The sequence below is a fragment of the Saccharopolyspora sp. NPDC003752 genome, assembly GCF_053605825.1.
Genome location: NZ_JBSGJZ010000075.1, coordinates 1 through 16,656, shown reverse-complemented (window position 1 = coordinate 16,656; position 16,656 = coordinate 1). Strand labels below are relative to the sequence as shown.

Below are 16,656 nucleotides of genomic sequence, written 5' to 3'. Positions count from 1 at the left end.
ACTTTGTCCTCAGTTCTGCCTTGACCGTCCATACCGCACGTGAGCGGGGATGGTGGTCGTCGACGAGAAGGTCGCCGCGTCGCACCTCGAGCTCTCGGTAACAAGTGGCAGCCAAGTGCGGGCACATGATGCGGGCCAAGACGACGCACCGACGATGTAGTGCGGCGTCGGTGAGCACCTCGCCGGATTCGCTACAGAACACCCACGCGGCCTCGTCCAACGCCAGCCCGCACACCTGGCAGGCCCATGCTTCCTGGATTTCCCGGACGCGATCGCTGTCGACGAGCCGGTGCCAGACCCGCCCATGGCTGACCGGTGCCACGTAGGGATGAGGCAACGGCTCGATGTCGCCGTCGACGCCATGCCCGGGCAGGCGTGGGCGTGGCCAGCCCGCACCGGGCGCCGGAACATCACGACCACGTCGCACCTGATGGGCGTGAACCAGGGAGACGGGCAGAGTAAGCCCCAGCGCCGCGCACTGCGGATTCACGCACGCCAAGCCAAGGTCAGGGTCGATCTCGTCCCAAACCAGCGTATTCCCGCAGGTAGGGCAAGGGAACTCCGGCTCCATACTCAACTCCGCGCCCGTTCCGCTGGCTCTCGCGTGATCGCCCGAACAAGCATACCGGCACCTTCCGGAACAGGTGGGGGTCAGCGGCGAGCGTCGTAGACCTCAGCGATGGGCTGGCCGATGTCGACGATCGCATCGGCTGGCGGCCCATCTTGAAGCAGTGCCCGTCCAGCCTCGGTATGTGGTAAGAGGATGGGGAGGCGGTCGGTCTCGTGCTGGATCTTGCGGCGAAACTCATCGGTGAAGGGCAGGCCGATATAGGCGCGCCCGTCGTTGGCGGGCCATGTCATGTCGATAACGCCATCGTCGTCGAATGGGACGCACCAGGCGTGCTCGGTTCCCAGCGGCATCACCGTCGGCAGACCAAAGCCCTCGACATAGACGAGGTCGTGATTGCTTTCGGCGGCGTGGGTGGCGTTGGCGTAGCACTCCCGTTCTGGCCCGCGGGCGACACCGAACTGCTCGGGTTCGACGGTCGTGTGCCACAGGCGACCCTCGGTGAGCAGCAGCTCGGTGAAGGTGGGGTACCGGAAATGCTCGATATTCTGTTGAGTCCCCCTTCGGCCGAACTCAGCCATCACTTCCAAGAACCGAATGAGCTCGCCCATCGAACAATCAGCCATGCCGCCGCCACTCCGCCCATCGAGACACCCTGCGATGCCGAAACACCTGTAAAGGATACCGACGGTCCCGCCCACCCACGGATATCAGGCAGCGCGGGATTCACCCGCGGTCACAGACACGGCAGGCGCTGCGTCACCAGCCATGCTCGCGGGCGCGACCTGTGCTGCGGCGCTCGGTTAGTTCGGGGAGTGGAACTCGCGCCCTCGGGCGAGCACGAGTTGCGGGTGTCGGAGGTGCGCGAGGGAGGTGAGGGGATCGCCGTCGACCACGATCAGGTCGGCGGAGTACCCGGCCTGCAGCTGTCCGACGCGGTCGGCGATGCCGAGTGCTGTGGCGCTGATGGTTGTTGCCATGTCGATGGTCCGCTCGTTGGAGAATCCGAGGTATTCGAAGAGTTCCATGGTTCCCACGAAGTCGTCGAACCAGGACCCGGGCAGGCCGGCGTCGGTGCCGATGATCAGCGGAACGCCGAGTTCGGCGAGCCAGACCAGCCGCCCGTACATCGCCTCCGTACCTTCTGGGCCCAGCCGTTCCATGATCGAGCGCCAGTTCCCGCTCAATGCGGTACAGGCGTAGATGCCCTTGTCGGCCATCTGCTTCGCGACGTTGTCACGGCGGTCCGGCCCGTTGGCACTCTGCCAGGAGCAGTGCTCAACGGTGGAGACCCCGGCGGCGACCGACGCGGCGATCGCTTCGGTACCGTGCGCGTGGGCGGCGACCGGCAGTCCGAGCTGGGAAGCTTCTTCCACGATGATCGCCAGCTCCTCCGCGGTGAATTGCGATGCCCACATCGGCGGTGAGCTCGGGGTGATCTGGCCACCGGAGGCCATGACCTTGATGACGTCCGCGCCCAGTGCGGCGTTGTGCTGTACCAGCTGGCGGATCTCGGCTTCGCCGGCGACCGTCCCTCCGAGGAAGTGGCAGTGCCCATCGGGGATTGTCAGCGGCGCTGCTGCTGCGAGGATGCGAGGACCTGGCAGATCGTTGCGTGTGATGGCATCGCGGAGGCGGATGGACAGGCCACCGCGGTCACCGAGGTCCCGGACGGTGGTGATGCCATGTGCCAGCGCTTGTTGTGCTCGTCCGGCCATGCCGAGAAGAAGGTCCGCGTCCTTGGTCTGCTGCACCGTGTCGAGAAACTGGGGACTGGTGTCGAAGCAGAGGTGGACGTGGCTGTTGATCAGTCCGGGCAGCACGGTGGAGTTCGGAAAGTCCCGGCGCCGTGCTTGCTTGTCGGCTCGCTGCTCGACGTGGTGTCGGGGCCCCACCGCCAGAATGGTGTCGTCTTGGACCAGGACCGCGCCGTCCTGGATTCGCTGTTGGGCTGGCCCGATGAGCATCTGCTTGGCGCTGATCAGCTGCTGCACGTCATCATCCTCTCCGCGCTGTGCGAACAGTTTCGTTTCCTTGACAAGCCAGGCAGTCGGAGCCCTTTGAGCTGCGAGCTCGCTCGGCCGAGCAAGACTGCTGAGCGTGGGGCGCACTGATCACCCTCGGTGGGATTCGAGGCGGAAGACCGCGGTCGTGCCGGTATGGGCGCGAATCTCACTGACAGCGGCGCCGGGCGGGAATGGCCATGCCGTGCTGGTCCCGAGCGCGTTGATGTAGGTGTGGATGACCCGGGCCGCTTCATGGCCCTCGACGAGAACCGCGCGATACACAGGATGCTCGTCGCGCTCGACTTCGACCTGGCCGGCGGCCAGCAGGTTGTGGACCCAATCGCGCCGGCGATGCGGGGAACACACATACCGTCGGCCGTCGAGCTGGGTGACCGCGATCGGAACTGTCCGGGTCTCACCAGTGTTACGTCCCCGGACCGCGAGAACGCGCAGGACATAGCGGCGTTCCGCGTAGGCGGCGGGTCTCTGTGCCCGGATTCTGCCGATCATGAGCGCGTTGCGTTGCCGTAGCCCTGTGTCTGGACCGCGGCCCGCCGCAGAACCGTCCGGGACGAAGTGCCGGTTCAAGGTCAGTAGTTCGGCGACGTCGGTTTCGACGTTGCCGACGTGTGCCGGCGCAGCCACGAGGACCGCAGAGGTCGTGGTAGCGGGCAAGCCGTCGTGACGATGCCGCAACGCGTGCCGGACGGCGGTGACCTGCTGATCTGTAGGGCGGGCCGAGTCATATCCGAAGTCCGCGAGGTGCGGACTGAGCTGGACCAGCCCGTCGCGGATCTCGATCACGCGACGCCAGTAGTGCCGCCGGACCCGGCGGGGAGACACACGCTCCCGCCACAGGCTGCGCGGTCGGCGATCAAGAGCATCTTTCGGATATACCGCGTTGAGTGCCTCCCACAACGGCCGCAGCTGCCGGTAGGCACGCCGGTGTCGCCACCACACCCGTACGGTGGCCGTCCGTAGCAACACTGCCGGGCAGAGCACGCCCAGGACGAACACACCACCACCGATAGCTGCCAGCGTGCCGGTCACGTCCCGTACTGCATCGGGAACACTTCCGCCGAACCAGCTCACGACGATGAGCAGCACCCGCAACGAGCCACTCACAGCGCGGATTCCGAGCCCGGCGGCGGCGATCCGCAAACCGGCGCGCACCCGTCGACCCGACTCGGCCGCATACCGCAATGCGAACCGCGCGGCCTGCACGAGCGCATAGACGAGATAGGCCGCGCCAACGAAGTAGAAACCGGCGATCCCGGGAAGGTGCAGGTCGGTCGAGGAGAACCTGTGATCACGCAGCTGCTCAGGAGTCGCGGCCATCGACACGATCTGAGCGATCACGACAACAGCCAGCGGGATGACCTCTCGCCATGCCCGACGCCCGACGTTCTTACCTGCTGGGGCTGCGGAGAACAGGAAGAACAGCATCAGGAAGAAGTACCCGGACATGATCACTGCGTTGTGCAGCAGCTTCGGGATACCGTGCTGGACAACAGAACCCTCTGCGGCCGCAATGGCGAGCCAGCCTAGCGGGTAGCTGAGCGCCATGAAGGCCAGGCAGGCGGACACCATCCACAGCGCACGATCCCGCGGCGTGCGCCAGAGCCGGTGCAAGCACCACAGCAACGCGAGGCTCAGTGCCGCCGCGACGAGCCCTTCCAGGATCACAGCCAGACCAGCCGGTCACCGAGAGCGCGCTGGGCTCGGCCGGCACGCGGGGAAAGAGCGGGAAGCTGTACACATTCGACGACTGCGGCGGCCTCCAACAGCATCGTGGCCGCAATCTCCGCTTCCTGTTCCTGCAGGGTGTCGTAGGACGTGCGGCGAAGCGCGCGCCGGATCACTTCCGGCGAGATGTCCGGCATCATCGTTGCCCACAACGGATCCTCGTCCGGATCCGGCTGATGGTCAGCGAGGAGATGTCCCAGTTCGTGCGCGATGATGTGCTGCTGATGCGCGGGAGTTGTCTCGGCCTGATACAAGATGTAGTCGACGTCCGGCGTGCTGCCCCACCAGCCAAAAGGGCCGGGAACCGCAAACGGATACGCCACCAGCCGAATCGGCTTGCCGCGCTGGACGCTCAGCCGCCTGCAGACCTCACCCATGTCCACCGGCTCATCGATACCGAGCCCAGCGAGATCCTGACGGAGACGCCGCCGTAGCGCCCGTTCCGCCGACCTGTACTGGCGAGACTCCCCCCACCTTCCCACAACAAGCTCACCCCCAACCAACGTCGCGGCACCCGTGCCGAGTGCGGAGATCCAGTGTCGCTGCATGGTCATCAACCGACAGCAACAAGGACGCAGCGTCACTCAGACGAGTGTTCGTGAGGTGTTTCCTTCTGGCGGCTGGCCTCGAACTCGATGAAAGCCAGCACGTTGTTCATCGACTCCGCCGACAGCTGCTCCGCGCCACGAGCCAGCGCGCGAAGCTTTCCCTCGCCGAACTTCGCAAGCAACGCGTACTGCGACTTCAACTCGCGCCCACGCTCGCTATCGGCGAAGAAGTCCAACGGCACATCGAAAAACTCCGCCAACGTCTTCACCGTGGCATGACTGGGTTCCCGGTCACCGCTGCGGAGGTTGTAGAGATGCGTCTTGGACATGCCACAGGCCTTAGCGACCTCCCGGACCGTGTAACGCTCACCGTCCTCACGCCTGACGCTGTCAAACAGAAGATCGAGCTTCTCCGCGAACGTGTCCTGGCCCTCGCCCCGTTCGGCCTCCATCGACGACACCTCCTTCCACTACCTCTCCAGGGTGTCCCTTATAGCGGACTCGCGCAAGGCCCCAGTTCAGTCAAGTTGACAGTAGGACCTCAGCTGCTTACGTTCAGAGATCTAAGTCCTCTATAGCGGACAGGACACGGCGCGGGGCGTCCGCCCTGTACGGCGACAGCCCTACGCCCGTGCACGCCATGCGCTGATCATCGCAGTGTGTTGGCCGGGCCAGCTAACCAGTGCAGAGGGCCTCCAGGCCACGGATGAGAAGGAGTCGACGTCGACAATGGGCCTCAAGTTCCTAGCAGAGGCCGTTTCATAACAGCTGCCGCTTCGTCCAAGGTCGGTAATCCTGGCCGGTCCAGCGCACGAGACCACTCCTCAGCGTCTTCCACGTTGCGTGCGCTAGTCACGTATGCCGCGGTGCGTCGCGAAACGCAACGGCTGAAAGCGGCTGTGAACATCGGGGGGTTCGCTGTGCTTCGCGATCTAGAAAGACGAGTAAACTGCCACGGACGTTGCATCAACGCCGCCCGCGACGATTGGTTTCCAGAGCCTGCTCGCGGCGCCGATTCCCTGAGTCATCAACGGCACCAAGCACGGTGGGCATGCGCAGGCTGCCCAGTTCGAGTCGACTGCCTCGTTGTCGCGCTCTCCTACGAGCTCGATGAGGGCGAGAGCTGGGGCATCTGGGGCGGTGTATGCGCGCGTGACAGGCGCCATGCCATACGGCACGCAACGCAGTGCCTTGAACGCCGGCCCGACGCGATCCGGTTGGCGCGCAGTCTGCTCGAGGAGCTTGACGCGGCGGGCCCCCGAGTGATGGTCGACCTGCCTCTTCCTGCCGAGCTCGACAGACGTACTCGGCGCATGCTTGACGCGGATGTATGCCGCCCTCCGAATACATGTACCGCTTAAATAGCATTTGCGTTCCCGCATCGCGTCCCCGGCGAGGTGGGGAGTCGCCCCAACGGTGGAGGGGTGGCGTTGGGGCGGCTCGACCCTCGCGGAGCGTGTGCTGCGGGTGAGTGACGCGCGCACGCTCGACGTTCTGCTATTTGTCCGCAGCCGTTAGTGGGGGTGGTGAACGGCTCTGTTCACTGCGGCAATCACGGTCGCCCATGACGGGAGCGGGTTCCCCGGTTCTGGCGCACGACGCCAGTGGTGGTTGTCTAGTGGGTGAGGAACAATGACCTGTCCGCCGCGCGGGACGGCGTGGACTCGCCGGCTGCGCAACTTCGGGGAGATGTCGGCGTGCGCACGTGGGCAGGGCCCAGTGAGGACGGTCCACCAGGTTTTGGTGATGTCGATGCACACCGGACCTGCTTGCAGGTTGCGTTCGAGGTCTTGGACGACCGGGGTGGCCAGCCAGTCCGGCAGGGTCACGGCGTCGACTGCTTCGCCGGTGCGCAGGGTCAAGCGGCGGTGGGCTGCATCGAAGGTCACCGGCCAGCCCAGCTTCAGCCGGTACCAGTCCGCGGCGGCGACCAGATCAAGCCGCTGGGCGTCGGCGGCTTCCCTCGGCGACATACCGACGTTCCTTCTGCACTGGGGTGGCATGGTGGTCGTCCTGTTCCTCGCTTGACGATGGCCAGTTCGCGGGCTTCGTGGGTACGGATTGGTGGTCCATGCTGAACTCGAAGAACGCCCCGAATAGCGGTGTTCCGGTCCGGCGATGGCGGGTTCGGGTTCCAGGTGTGGCCAGGGGAGCGTGCGTCGAGATGGCTTCGCGTACGGCGGCCCGCAGCCGCCCGGCTTCCATCGGCGTCAATGTGATCGGCCCGGGCCCGGTTGCCGTCAGCGTCACCCCGGCCGGTGTCAACCCCACGTGCAGCCGAGCCCTTCTTTCCCGTGCGTCGTGGCAGGAGATCGTCCAGGTGTAGCGGTCGTGCGGACGCCCAAGGCGGGAGAGGACTGCCAGCACTGAAAGCCGGCGGCTTCGGCACCACATCGACCTCACTCCTCTGTTGGAAACCTGGTGGGCCACAAGCGTCGGAAGTTCACCGCGCTCGGCCCTGAGTTTCGACAGGGCCCGCCATCAGAGGCCGGGAGCAGGCGACAACACCGGGCGCACACCGGCAGGCGGGCGTCGTAGGTCGGTGCGGAGGGCGAGCGCGGCGGGATCCGGTAGGCCCGTGATCGTGAGGTAGCCGACGCACTGCTCGCACCGGGGTAGCGGGCTTCTGGGCGGCTTCATCGCGCACGGTGGCTGGATCCAGGCCCGGCACCTCGCCACGGGTATCCACTCGCCGGGCTGTACTTCGGTCATCCGCGCGTACCCGTCGTCGGCGCCGGGGATGTGCACGGTGGTTCCGGTGATGTCCGGCCACCAGTCGAACAGCACGTCCGCCGTCAGTTGTTCCAGGAATTGCTGGGAGAGGTGGACGGAAATCACTGCGTGCTCCTTGCGGAAGGGCCCGGCCGGCGACACGTCATCGAGGTTATGGCTGTTCGGGGGTACAGCCCGGCGACGTGTCGCCAGCCGGTGGCTCGGCTCCCGGGCCGGGGGAGTGCTCGGAGCTGAGCCAGATTGTGGGGTTCAGCGCAGGGCGTGGCGAGGCGCGTCGGTCTCGTCGAACAGGGCTCGTCGTGCCGAGAGGTAGGGCTTGCAGGGCGATTTCGGTCGCCGCCATGGTTTCTGCCAGCGCCACAAGGTTCGAGAGCATGCCGGGCACTCGCCGATCTCGTTCGGCTCGTGTTCGGCCATCAGCGTTCGCACGGCGTCGATGAGGTGTGGCACCTCCGAACGAGCAACCGCGGTCACCGCCCGGTCATCGCCATCGCTGACGACTCGCGCCACGTCGTCCAGACGTTGCCGCACCGATGCGTAGAGCTCTTTCAGAAACACGTGCCACCCACCACGGTCGTTCGAGGCGTGGGGGCGTAGTTCACGTGTGACTCCCAGATCGCCTCCCGCGCCGCAGCGAGCAAATCGCGAAGCTGCTCGGCGTTCACCTCGAACCACTCACCAGGCGGCGGCTGCACACCCACACGGCCATGGGTGAGCGGCAAGATACGCAAGACCTGACTGCGGCCCATAGCGTCCGTGCATCGGACTTCCTTGCATGCGTTCGCATCCATCTTGAGCTCCTTTGTGGACATCGAGTCGCCTGAACGGGGAGGCGGCGCGCCGTCTATGTTTGAACCATTCGCAATGCAACCATAAAACTGAATGATTCATTTTGACTAGATCCCTGATTGGGTTAACCTGATGAGGCATCTGCCGTAGGTGACGCCGTCTCCGGCAGACTGAGGCCGCTCAAGATCGGGAAGGGGCTGCGGATGACGGAAGCGAGCGGTTCGATGATCAGCCGTCGTCGGCTTGGCATCGAGCTACGGCGGTTGCGCGAGCAAGTTGGCCTCAGCATGGAAGAGGCAGCCAGCCGCCTTGACGACTTGTCGCAGCCCAAGGTGTCCCGGCTCGAGCGAGGCAAGGTCCAGAAGCCGCGAATCGGCGACGTGCGTGCGCTGCTTGAGCTCTACGGGGTCACCGGTGATGATGCCGAAGCTCTGCTCGAGCTCGCCCGCGGCTCACGTGGACGCGGCTGGTGGAACTCCTACGCCGACCTGCTGCCCGAGTGGTTCCACGGCTACGTCGGTCTGGAGGCCGAAGCGGCAGGACTGGCGAACTTCGAACCCCAGCTCGTACCTGGATTGCTGCAAACCGAGGCCTACACGCGGGCACTCGCCGAGATCATGCCCGGCGCCAAAGAGGAAGACGTCGAGCGCCAGGTCAGGGTTCGCATGATGCGGCAAGAACGCCTCCGGCACGAGCACCCTCTCAAACTGTGGGCGATCGTTGACGAGGCGGTCCTTCGCCGCGCCTGGGGTGGGCGAGCCGTCATGGAGGAACAGCTGGAGCACCTCCTCGAGGCGTCTGCCTGGCCCAACGTCGTGCTTCAGGTGCTCCCGTTCGACATCGGCGGCCATCCGGCAATCGCTGGCAGCTTTGCTGTCCTGAGCTTTCCGGAATCAACCGATCTCGACGTGGCATACCTCGACGCACGCGGCGGCCTGTTTCTTGACGAAGCGGCCGACGTAGCCTGGTATCGAGAACTGTTCGATCACCTACGCGCAAGAGCGGCCGACCCTGAACGGACCCAATCTCTGATCAAAAAGGCCGCGAAGGAGCTGACTTGACGCAGCGAAGCGGACACGCCCAGGCCTCGGCAGGCTTAGCCAACGCGGCGTGGCGCAAGAGCTCACGCAGCACGCCGAACGGTCAATGCATCGAGGTAGCTTTCATCGGTGGCCGCGTGGCAGCACGCGACAGCAAAGATCCCCAGGGGCCGGCACTCGTCTTCGCGCCGACCCGGTGGCACGGGTTCCTTCGATCGATCAAGAGCGACGGCTTCCCGCAGCACTGAGCCAACCCACTTGGGATCGTAAGGGCCGGCCTGCACAGATGCCCTTGGCCCCAGATCGAGTTCACCAAGCCGTCCTGAAGTAGCGCTGACCAGGGCAACTTTGTCGAGCTCGTTGCGTAGCCAGGATCGTCAGGCCGTGACTCCAAGCCCGGTACGACCAGCTTCTCCTCGCGCTCCCGAGCGTCTTTTCCGCGCTTTCCTGATAGGTGTGAAGGGCGAGACGTTCGACAGGCGACGGTAGCGCGCCCATCTCGAAGGCGCGCTCTGAGTAGGAGCAACTCATCGGTCCTGCGTCCGAGCTGCTGTCTTGTCGACTGGCCCGCTGATCAGTTCGGAACGGGTGCTTGATCAGAAGGCTGTCCAGCTCCATGGCCGGGGCGTGTTGCCGCGGAGGCAGTCGATTCGGTGGTGCGCTTCGTGCGCTGCGTGTGTGCTCGTGGCGGCTTTGCTGAGTACGAAGCAGGCCCAGCGGAGTTCTTGGATGTCGGCGAGTGTGCGGAACGTGGGGGTGGCGGTGACGTCGTGGCCGCCATAGGCGGTGACGAAGTCGTGGTAGTCGGTCGTGGTGAGGCGCGCGAAGTCGATGTAGTCGACCGCGATGGGTGTGAGGTCCCAGTCCGGGTGGCCGTGGGAGACGTTTTCGAGGTCGAGCAGGATCGACGGCCCTGTGTTTGGGACCGCGACGTTGCCTTGCCAGGCGTCGCCGTGGATGACAGTGTCGCCGGCGCCGAGCCCGGTCTGAAAGTACCGGCTGCGTAAGTGGTTCAGGTGGCTCGCGAGCCATTCACGGTCTTCACGGGGGAGAAGGGCTGCTGCGGCGATACGGTGATGTCGTGGCGGAGATCGGCGACGTCGCTGATGCGGGCATGCGGCGTTGCGGCGTGGGCTAGTCCGTGGAGCTCTTTGAACAGCCGTTTTGATCGCAAGGGGGCGGCGTCGAGAACGGCTTGGCGGCCGACGGGCACCGCGTCTTCCGGATGCCCGGTGCTCATCATGAGCGAGGCCAGCCGGATCCGGGAGAACGTGCGCGATCGCGGATAATTCTTCGTTTGCCGGCGGATCGCGGCGTCGAGCCGCGGAATGACGAGTTCTGGGGTGTTGCGGGCTTGGGCGATGGGGATCAGTGCCTTGCCGGTGCTGCCCTGGTGCTCGGCGGCGTCGTAGTAGCACAACCAAGGCGGGTCTTCGGCAGGAGCTCGGCTGACGAAGTGGTCGTCGGCGAGCTCGATGTTGGCCAGGGCTTCAGTATGTCTGCCGGTGAGTGCGAGTAGCCGGGCTCGAAGCGTCCAGAGCATCGCACGAGCGGTCGCAGTGACCCGATCAGCGCGTACCTGTGCGAATTCGATCATTTCGAGTGCGTCGTCGAAGTCGCCCAGGTACGCGGCCTTTCGTGCCATCTCTGCGAGGGTGTTGGCACGGAGCTGCCAGGACCCGCTTTCGTCGGCGCACCAGAGTGCGAACTCGAAAAAGCGGTCGGCGGCTCTGTAGTTGGCGATGTCGAACGCGGAGTACGCGACGACGCTGGCGAGATTGCCGACAGCTTCGGCCAATGCTTGGTGCACCTCGGAAGCGGACTGGACGTCGAGAAGTTGGCCGGCCCAGCGCAGCTGGGCTGTCGCCGCCTCGCACGACAGCCCGCCGCCGAAGAGGTTCTCGGACATCGCAACAGCCCGCGTAGTCGCCCGGACATGTTCGACTTCCGTCCAGCCAAGATGCTGGGGTCAAGGGGTCGCAGGTTCAAATCCTGTCAGCCCGACGGTGAAGAGGGGCTTCGCAGATCAGACCCTGTGAAGACCCTCTTTTTGTGATCATGGTTTGTTCTTTGGAGTCAAGCACGCCCGCTTATCGACCCCTTGACTTCGGAGCTTGGACATGCCGCTGATGGATCTTGAACGGCTCGCTGACGGCCTCTCGATGACCTGGACCGGCTACCTGCGGGACTGGGACCGCAGGTAGCGGTCCGGCAACTACCCGGAGACCACCCGCTACAACTACGTCCTGGCCTCAGCGTAGCTGGCGCGCTATCTCGCCGAGCACTCGCCCGACCCCGAAGCGAGCGCGGCGGCTGAGGATCCCGCCGAGGTCACCAAGGCCCATATCGAGGCGTTTCAGTCCTGGATGATCGAGACGCGCTCGGTTGCCACGGCGGTGAACAAGCACAAGGCCCTGCAGCAGTTCTTCAAGTGGTTGATGCTCGACGAGGAGAAAATCGACCGTTCCCCACGGGAACGTGTCCGGTTGCCCAAAGCCCCCACCAAGCTGGTCCCGGTAGTCGAGGACGAAGTGACGACACGCCTGCTTGAGTCGTGTAAAGGCAAGGACTTCCTGAGCTTGCGCGATGAAGCGATCATCCGGCTGTTCTGCACACCGGAGCCAGGTTGTCGGAGATTGCGAACCTGATGCTGGATGATGTCGATCTCAAGACGGAGTCCGTCGTGTTCCACGGTAAGGGAGCCAAGGCGTCACGCTTATGCCCACCAGTGGAAGCTGGCTGGTGGTGACACTGGTGATTTGATGTTGTTGCTGGGCTGGAGTTCGGATGCGATGCCGCGGCATTACGGTGCCAGTGCTGCTGCCGAGCGAGCCCAGGAAAGCCAGATGCGCATGGGCATTGGCGACAATGTCTGAGTACCTGCATAGATAATGGAAGGCGGACGGCGCGGTGGGGTAGGGGCACACCTCGCCGCCGTCCGCCCGGCCCGGATCTTTCGAAGGTCTCTGTGAAGCACGGTTCAGCTGCCTGCGTTGTTCTGCTCGCCGCGTTTCCTGCGCCTTGCCTCGGCGGAGGCCGTGGCGAGCGTGAGCATGTAGGTCACACGGGCATGCCGCGCCCGCACTTCCCGTTGCTCAGGATCAAGTTGCCCATGAGGGTCGACCGCTGCTCGAAACGAGCAAGGAAGGCCCTAGCGCCATGGCTTGTTCGTGCCGCCCGATCAGCGGTGTTAGCCCGGGAGGCGTGGGCGCCGCCACTCGGGCACGCAGACTGCGCTGAGCTGGGTCATCCCCAGCTTGCTAGATATTTTCCTAATTCCCATGCGCAACTGGATTTCTTGGGCGGGTTCGGCCGCAGCGCTGGCGCCGTAGTGGCGGGCCATCGCGTCCGAGCTCCAGCCTAAGAAGCAGCATTAGATCGCCGGGGTCGCCACCGGCGAGCTTCCACTGGTGGGCGTAGTTGTGGCGTCATCGGTGGGCGTGAACGCCGACCACCCCAGCACGTTTGCCTCTCCTTTTGAGCATGATCTGTATCCCGTTCGCCTGAAGCACTCGGCCGCCGCGTTCAGCCTAGCCACAGGTTCGGCAACTCCGCTCCGCGGTGTTTCGCCCAGGCACGCAGATATCGACTCACAGTGCGGGCAGTATTCGGCCCAAATCGGACGCGCCGGCTCTTCCCGTCTTTACCCAGATAAACGACCGAGCCGGTGGCCATGTCAATGTCATCGGTCTTCAGGTTGGCGACCTCCTACAAACGCGCGCCTCTACCGTAGTAGATTCGAATGAGTGCGTGGTCCCGCAAGTCGGCGAACGTCTTTCCCTTGTACGCCGGCAGTCGCGACAGGAAGTACCCCATGCCTCGACCTCGTCGAGGCATGGGGTAACCGCCGACCATGTCGGGCGCGATTTCGGCGCCGATCCCGCTGAGGGCTAGGCGCCCTTTGAACACATCGAGCACGTGGAGTGGCGGTGGCGAGAGCACGAGCGTCACCCCACGTATGTCGTGCGAAGGCCTCGTTTAGGCGTCGCCCGGCCAGGCCGGGACGCCGGGCGCTCCGCTCGGGACGCAGAGGTGCACGCCCGGCGCTCCGCTCGGGACGTCGGGGGTCGGCAGGACGCCGGGCGCTCCGCTCGGGCTGTCGCCGTTGATGGGCAGCGTGGACTGTGCCGGGGTGCTGGGTGCCGGAACGCCGTGGTCGGGCGCGGTTCCGGGCAGCGGGCACTGAACGGTCGGAACGGCGGGCGCGGGCACATCGGCAAGCGCGGTCGACGAGCCGGCGAGCACGCCTACGGCGGCGAGGCCCGCGAAAATGAGTGACCGGTTGAGTCGAATGTTCTTCATTTGAGGATCTCCGCTGTGTCTTGGGTGTTCCGGGCGGTCGCCAGGAACAACAACCACTGTGCTGGACGCGATGGAAGACGGGCGCTAAGCGACGACTTATTTTTTTCTTATGTGAGTTCGGGCGGATCGAATTGCCCGTGTGTGCCTCGCGCTTGCCGCTCTCGTTTAGCCCGTGGTACCGATTACTTATGCGCGTGCTGGTGGCGGAAGATCAGAAAGTGATGGCCGACACGGTCGGCGAGGGACTGCGCGACATCGGTCTAGCCGTGGACATTGTCTACGATGGAGCCGCTGCGCTCGACCGCTGCCGCGTCAACCGCTACGACGTCGTGGTGCTCGACCGCGGCCTGCCACTGGTGCATGGCGACGACGTGTGCCGTGTGATCGTGGAGGAACACCCCGGAACGCGAATCCTGCTACTCACGGCCGCCTCGGAGGTCACCGACCGGATCTTCGGGTTGGAGATGGGCGCCGATGACTATCTTCCCAAGCCATTCGTCTTCACTGAGCTGGTCGCCAGAGTCCGCACGCTCGGAAGGCGGAGTAGACCCGCTGTGCCGCCAGTGCTGCGGCGCGCGGGCATTGTGCTCGACTCTGCGCGGCACCGGGTGCTGCGCGCCGATTTTCCGGTTTTGCTGACCAAGAAAGAATACGCCGTGCTCGAAGAATTGCTCCGTGCGAACGGCGCGGTCGTCTCGGCGGAAGAACTACTGGAAACAGCGTGGGACGAGAACATTAACCCGTTCACCAACGTCGTGCGGGTGACAATGACGTCGTTGCGCCGAAAACTGGGTGAACCCGCGGTGATCGAGACCGTTTCTGGTGTGGGGTATCGGATCCCATGAAGCGCTGGCCGTTGCGGGCACGGTTGACGTTCGCGTACCTAGCGCTGACTGCGGTGACAGGCACGGTCATGCTCGGGCTGATCGTGCTGTTGTCGGACCGAGCGCTCCCGGCGGGCACAGCGTCCGTAAAACCCAGCTACCCTGACGGCGACTCCGCCGTCACCGCGCCTCCGCTCCCGGAGCTGATCCGGCCGCCGACCGACCTGGGCACGATCACATACTCGTCGATGATCACCAGCGGCCTCATCGCTCTGGTAGTGGTGATGGTGATCGCTGCGGTGCTCGGCTGGATCACTGCCCGCCGTGCGCTGCGCCCGGTGCGGACGATCACCTCGGCCGCGCAACGCGCCGCCGAGCAAGCGCTGCACACGCGGATCAGGTTGGACGGCCCTGCCGACGAGATCAAGGAACTTGCCGACGCGTTCGACCACATGTTGTCTCGACTGGAGCGATCGTTCACGAGCCAGCAGCGGTTCCTTGCCAACGCCGCGCATGAACTGAAGACACCGGTCGCGACGCAGCGGACAGTCATCGAGGTGGCAATGGCGCGCCCGGACATCCCGAACGTGACCGTGCTAGGTCACACGCTCCTCGCCGGCCTCGATCACCAGCAGCGCCTGCTTACCAGGCTGCTCGCGCTGGCGCAGAACGCGGACACCATCCGCCGCAACGAACTAGTGGACCTGGGGCGGTTGATCGACGGTGCCCTGCGGGACCGGCTCGGCGAGTCCGCCGAACGTGTCGAGGCCCTGCGCGACCTCGCCACGGCCAAAGTGTTCGGCGACTCGGTCCTGCTCGCCCAACTGGTGCACAACCTCGTGGACAACGCGATCGTGCACAACGTGCCGGGCGGCTGGGTGTCCGCGTGCACCGCGAGCGAAGGCACGACCAGCTTCGTGGAGATCGCCAACAGCGGCCCACGCGTGGATGACGCGCTAGCGGACCAACTCTTCGAACCGTTCCGCAGGCTGTGCTTCGACCGCGCAGACCCGCCGCCTGGCAGTGGACTTGGCCTCTCGGTCGTGCGGGCGATTGCCGAGGCACACGGAGGCTCAGTCACCGCCCGGCCGCGCCCGGAGGGCGGACTAGTCGTGAAGGTCGCCCTGCCGTCGGCCTGACCGAGATCCGGCGGGTGCTGGCACGACGTTGACCGCGCGGGACCCGGGGAGTGCCACCCCATCGCCTCGGCCGCCCGCGAAAAACCTACACAACTCGTAGGGACGGGCAGGGTGGTTTCTTGTCGGCACCCGGTTGATCGCATCCACCAGACAACGCCGCGGCACTACGGTGCCAGTGCCGCCGCTGAGCGAGCCCAGGAGGTCCAGGCGCGTATGGGCATCGGGGCAACGTCTGAACAAACCGCATTGGGCAGCAGACGTCGCGGTGTGGTGGGAGCGCATCGCGACGTCTGCTCGCCTCGGTTGAACCGGGAAGCCTGTCCCAGTGTTTGGTGTTGTTCTGCTCGTCGAGCTTTCCGCGTCTCGCTTTGGCGGAGCGCTCGGCGAGCGTGAGCATGTATGCCAGACGGGCGTGGCGTGCCCGCACTTCGCGCTCCCCGGGATCGAGCTGCCCGAGTGGGTCGACTTGCCGTTCGAAGCGAGCAAGAAACCCCTAAGTGCCGTGGCTTGTTCGTGCTGTGCGATCAGCGGTGTTGGCCCAGGAGGCGTGGGCCGCCACGCGGGCCCGCCGGCTGCGCTGGCCTGGAGTCATTCCCTGGTTGCTAGACATTTTCCCCGGTCCCCATGCGTAGTTGGGTTTCTTGAGCGCGTTCCGCTGCGGCGCTGGCACCGTAGTGACGGGCCGTCGCATCCGAGCTCCAGCCCAGCAGCAACATCAAGTCACCGGTGTCGCCGCCGGCGAGCTTCCACTGGTGCGCGTAGTTGTGGCGCCATCCCCGAAGGTGCCGTAGAAGGTGCCGAAGATGCCAGAGATATAGCGCAGGCACCTCCGGCACCTTCGGGCACCTTCCAGACACCATGCGCGGGAGCTTGCGGTCTGCCGCTCGGCGACGAACCGGACAACCAGGCCGGCTTCCACGCCAAATGTCACCCTGCCGGCAGGCAGTGATGCGTCGGTGTG

At 65.2% G+C, this 16,656-nt stretch carries 19 protein-coding genes; 6 read left to right on the top strand and 13 right to left on the bottom strand.

Annotated elements, in window-relative coordinates; all coding sequences use genetic code 11:
* The 6 genes from ACWEV3_RS42975 to ACWEV3_RS42950 all read right to left on the bottom strand — a co-directional run.
* Positions 1 to 571: hypothetical protein (locus ACWEV3_RS42975; protein ID WP_452619434.1), on the bottom strand; the 571-nt coding region annotated here is incomplete at its 3' end.
* An 80-nt stretch (positions 572 to 651) separates the two neighbouring features.
* Positions 652 to 1,194 carry a hypothetical protein gene (locus ACWEV3_RS42970; RefSeq protein ID WP_452619433.1) on the bottom strand — a complete coding sequence of 181 codons (543 nt, stop codon included), beginning with the start codon at positions 1,192 to 1,194 and terminating at the stop codon, positions 652 to 654.
* A 177-nt stretch (positions 1,195 to 1,371) separates the two neighbouring features.
* Positions 1,372 to 2,679, bottom strand: coding sequence for an amidohydrolase family protein (locus ACWEV3_RS42965; RefSeq protein ID WP_452619432.1), 1,308 nt, complete (start codon positions 2,677 to 2,679; stop codon positions 1,372 to 1,374).
* A gap of 3 nt (positions 2,680 to 2,682) precedes the next feature.
* Positions 2,683 to 4,260, bottom strand: coding sequence for an MAB_1171c family putative transporter (locus tag ACWEV3_RS42960; protein ID WP_452619431.1), 1,578 nt, complete (start codon positions 4,258 to 4,260; stop codon positions 2,683 to 2,685).
* On the bottom strand, positions 4,257 to 4,703 hold the full coding sequence (locus tag ACWEV3_RS42955) for an ImmA/IrrE family metallo-endopeptidase (protein ID WP_452619430.1): 447 nt from the start codon (positions 4,701 to 4,703) through the stop codon (positions 4,257 to 4,259). The genes ACWEV3_RS42960 and ACWEV3_RS42955 overlap by 4 nt, the downstream gene beginning before the upstream one ends.
* A 197-nt stretch (positions 4,704 to 4,900) precedes the next feature.
* Positions 4,901 to 5,320, bottom strand: coding sequence for a helix-turn-helix domain-containing protein (locus tag ACWEV3_RS42950; RefSeq protein WP_452619429.1), 420 nt, complete (start codon positions 5,318 to 5,320; stop codon positions 4,901 to 4,903).
* Between the two features lie 414 nt (positions 5,321 to 5,734).
* Between ACWEV3_RS42950 and ACWEV3_RS42945 the strand changes: the two genes are divergently transcribed.
* Positions 5,735 to 6,229 carry a WhiB family transcriptional regulator gene (locus tag ACWEV3_RS42945; RefSeq protein ID WP_452619428.1) on the top strand — a complete coding sequence of 165 codons (495 nt, stop codon included), beginning with the start codon at positions 5,735 to 5,737 and terminating at the stop codon, positions 6,227 to 6,229.
* Between the two features lie 153 nt (positions 6,230 to 6,382).
* Here the strand turns inward: ACWEV3_RS42945 and ACWEV3_RS42940 are convergent, their stop codons facing one another.
* From ACWEV3_RS42940 to ACWEV3_RS42925, 4 genes are all read right to left on the bottom strand, one after another.
* On the bottom strand, positions 6,383 to 6,841 hold the full coding sequence (locus ACWEV3_RS42940; RefSeq protein WP_452619427.1) for a hypothetical protein: 459 nt from the start codon (positions 6,839 to 6,841) through the stop codon (positions 6,383 to 6,385).
* A gap of 508 nt (positions 6,842 to 7,349) precedes the next feature.
* Complete coding sequence (locus ACWEV3_RS42935) at positions 7,350 to 7,706, bottom strand: hypothetical protein (RefSeq protein WP_452619426.1); 357 nt, start codon at positions 7,704 to 7,706, stop codon at positions 7,350 to 7,352.
* A gap of 144 nt (positions 7,707 to 7,850) precedes the next feature.
* Positions 7,851 to 8,159, bottom strand: coding sequence for a hypothetical protein (locus ACWEV3_RS42930; RefSeq protein WP_452619425.1), 309 nt, complete (start codon positions 8,157 to 8,159; stop codon positions 7,851 to 7,853).
* Positions 8,150 to 8,392: a hypothetical protein gene (locus ACWEV3_RS42925; protein WP_452619424.1), complete on the bottom strand. Its 243-nt coding sequence runs from the start codon at positions 8,390 to 8,392 to the stop codon at positions 8,150 to 8,152. The genes ACWEV3_RS42930 and ACWEV3_RS42925 overlap by 10 nt, the downstream gene beginning before the upstream one ends.
* 201 nt (positions 8,393 to 8,593) lie before the next feature.
* On the opposite strand from ACWEV3_RS42925, the gene ACWEV3_RS42920 reads away from it, so the two are divergent.
* The gene (locus tag ACWEV3_RS42920) at positions 8,594 to 9,451 is read left to right on the top strand and encodes a helix-turn-helix domain-containing protein (protein ID WP_452619423.1); all 858 of its coding nucleotides are present in this window, start codon (positions 8,594 to 8,596) and stop codon (positions 9,449 to 9,451) included.
* On the top strand, positions 9,448 to 9,678 hold the full coding sequence (locus ACWEV3_RS42915) for a DUF397 domain-containing protein (RefSeq protein WP_452619422.1): 231 nt from the start codon (positions 9,448 to 9,450) through the stop codon (positions 9,676 to 9,678). Before ACWEV3_RS42920 ends, ACWEV3_RS42915 begins: the two co-directional genes overlap by 4 nt.
* Before the next feature lie 764 nt (positions 9,679 to 10,442).
* Here the strand turns inward: ACWEV3_RS42915 and ACWEV3_RS42910 are convergent.
* Positions 10,443 to 11,339, bottom strand: a complete 897-nt coding sequence (locus ACWEV3_RS42910; protein ID WP_452619421.1) for a hypothetical protein — start codon at positions 11,337 to 11,339, stop codon at positions 10,443 to 10,445.
* A 352-nt stretch (positions 11,340 to 11,691) separates the two neighbouring features.
* Between ACWEV3_RS42910 and ACWEV3_RS42905 the strand changes: the two genes are divergently transcribed.
* Positions 11,692 to 12,078 (top strand): phage integrase N-terminal SAM-like domain-containing protein, encoded by a 387-nt coding sequence (locus tag ACWEV3_RS42905; RefSeq protein ID WP_452619435.1) that lies wholly within the window; start codon positions 11,692 to 11,694, stop codon positions 12,076 to 12,078.
* Between the two features lie 1,330 nt (positions 12,079 to 13,408).
* On the opposite strand, the gene ACWEV3_RS42900 is transcribed toward ACWEV3_RS42905, so the two are convergent.
* Positions 13,409 to 13,732: a hypothetical protein gene (locus ACWEV3_RS42900; protein WP_452619420.1), complete on the bottom strand. Its 324-nt coding sequence runs from the start codon at positions 13,730 to 13,732 to the stop codon at positions 13,409 to 13,411.
* A gap of 188 nt (positions 13,733 to 13,920) precedes the next feature.
* Here ACWEV3_RS42900 and ACWEV3_RS42895 point away from each other — a divergent pair, with 188 nt between their 5' ends.
* Positions 13,921 to 14,577, top strand: coding sequence for a response regulator transcription factor (locus ACWEV3_RS42895; protein WP_452619419.1), 657 nt, complete (start codon positions 13,921 to 13,923; stop codon positions 14,575 to 14,577).
* Positions 14,574 to 15,695 (top strand): sensor histidine kinase, encoded by a 1,122-nt coding sequence (locus ACWEV3_RS42890; RefSeq protein WP_452619418.1) that lies wholly within the window; start codon positions 14,574 to 14,576, stop codon positions 15,693 to 15,695. The genes ACWEV3_RS42895 and ACWEV3_RS42890 overlap by 4 nt, the downstream gene beginning before the upstream one ends.
* A 715-nt stretch (positions 15,696 to 16,410) precedes the next feature.
* On the opposite strand, the gene ACWEV3_RS42885 is transcribed toward ACWEV3_RS42890, so the two are convergent.
* Positions 16,411 to 16,656: hypothetical protein (locus tag ACWEV3_RS42885; protein WP_452619417.1), on the bottom strand; the 246-nt coding region annotated here is incomplete at its 5' end.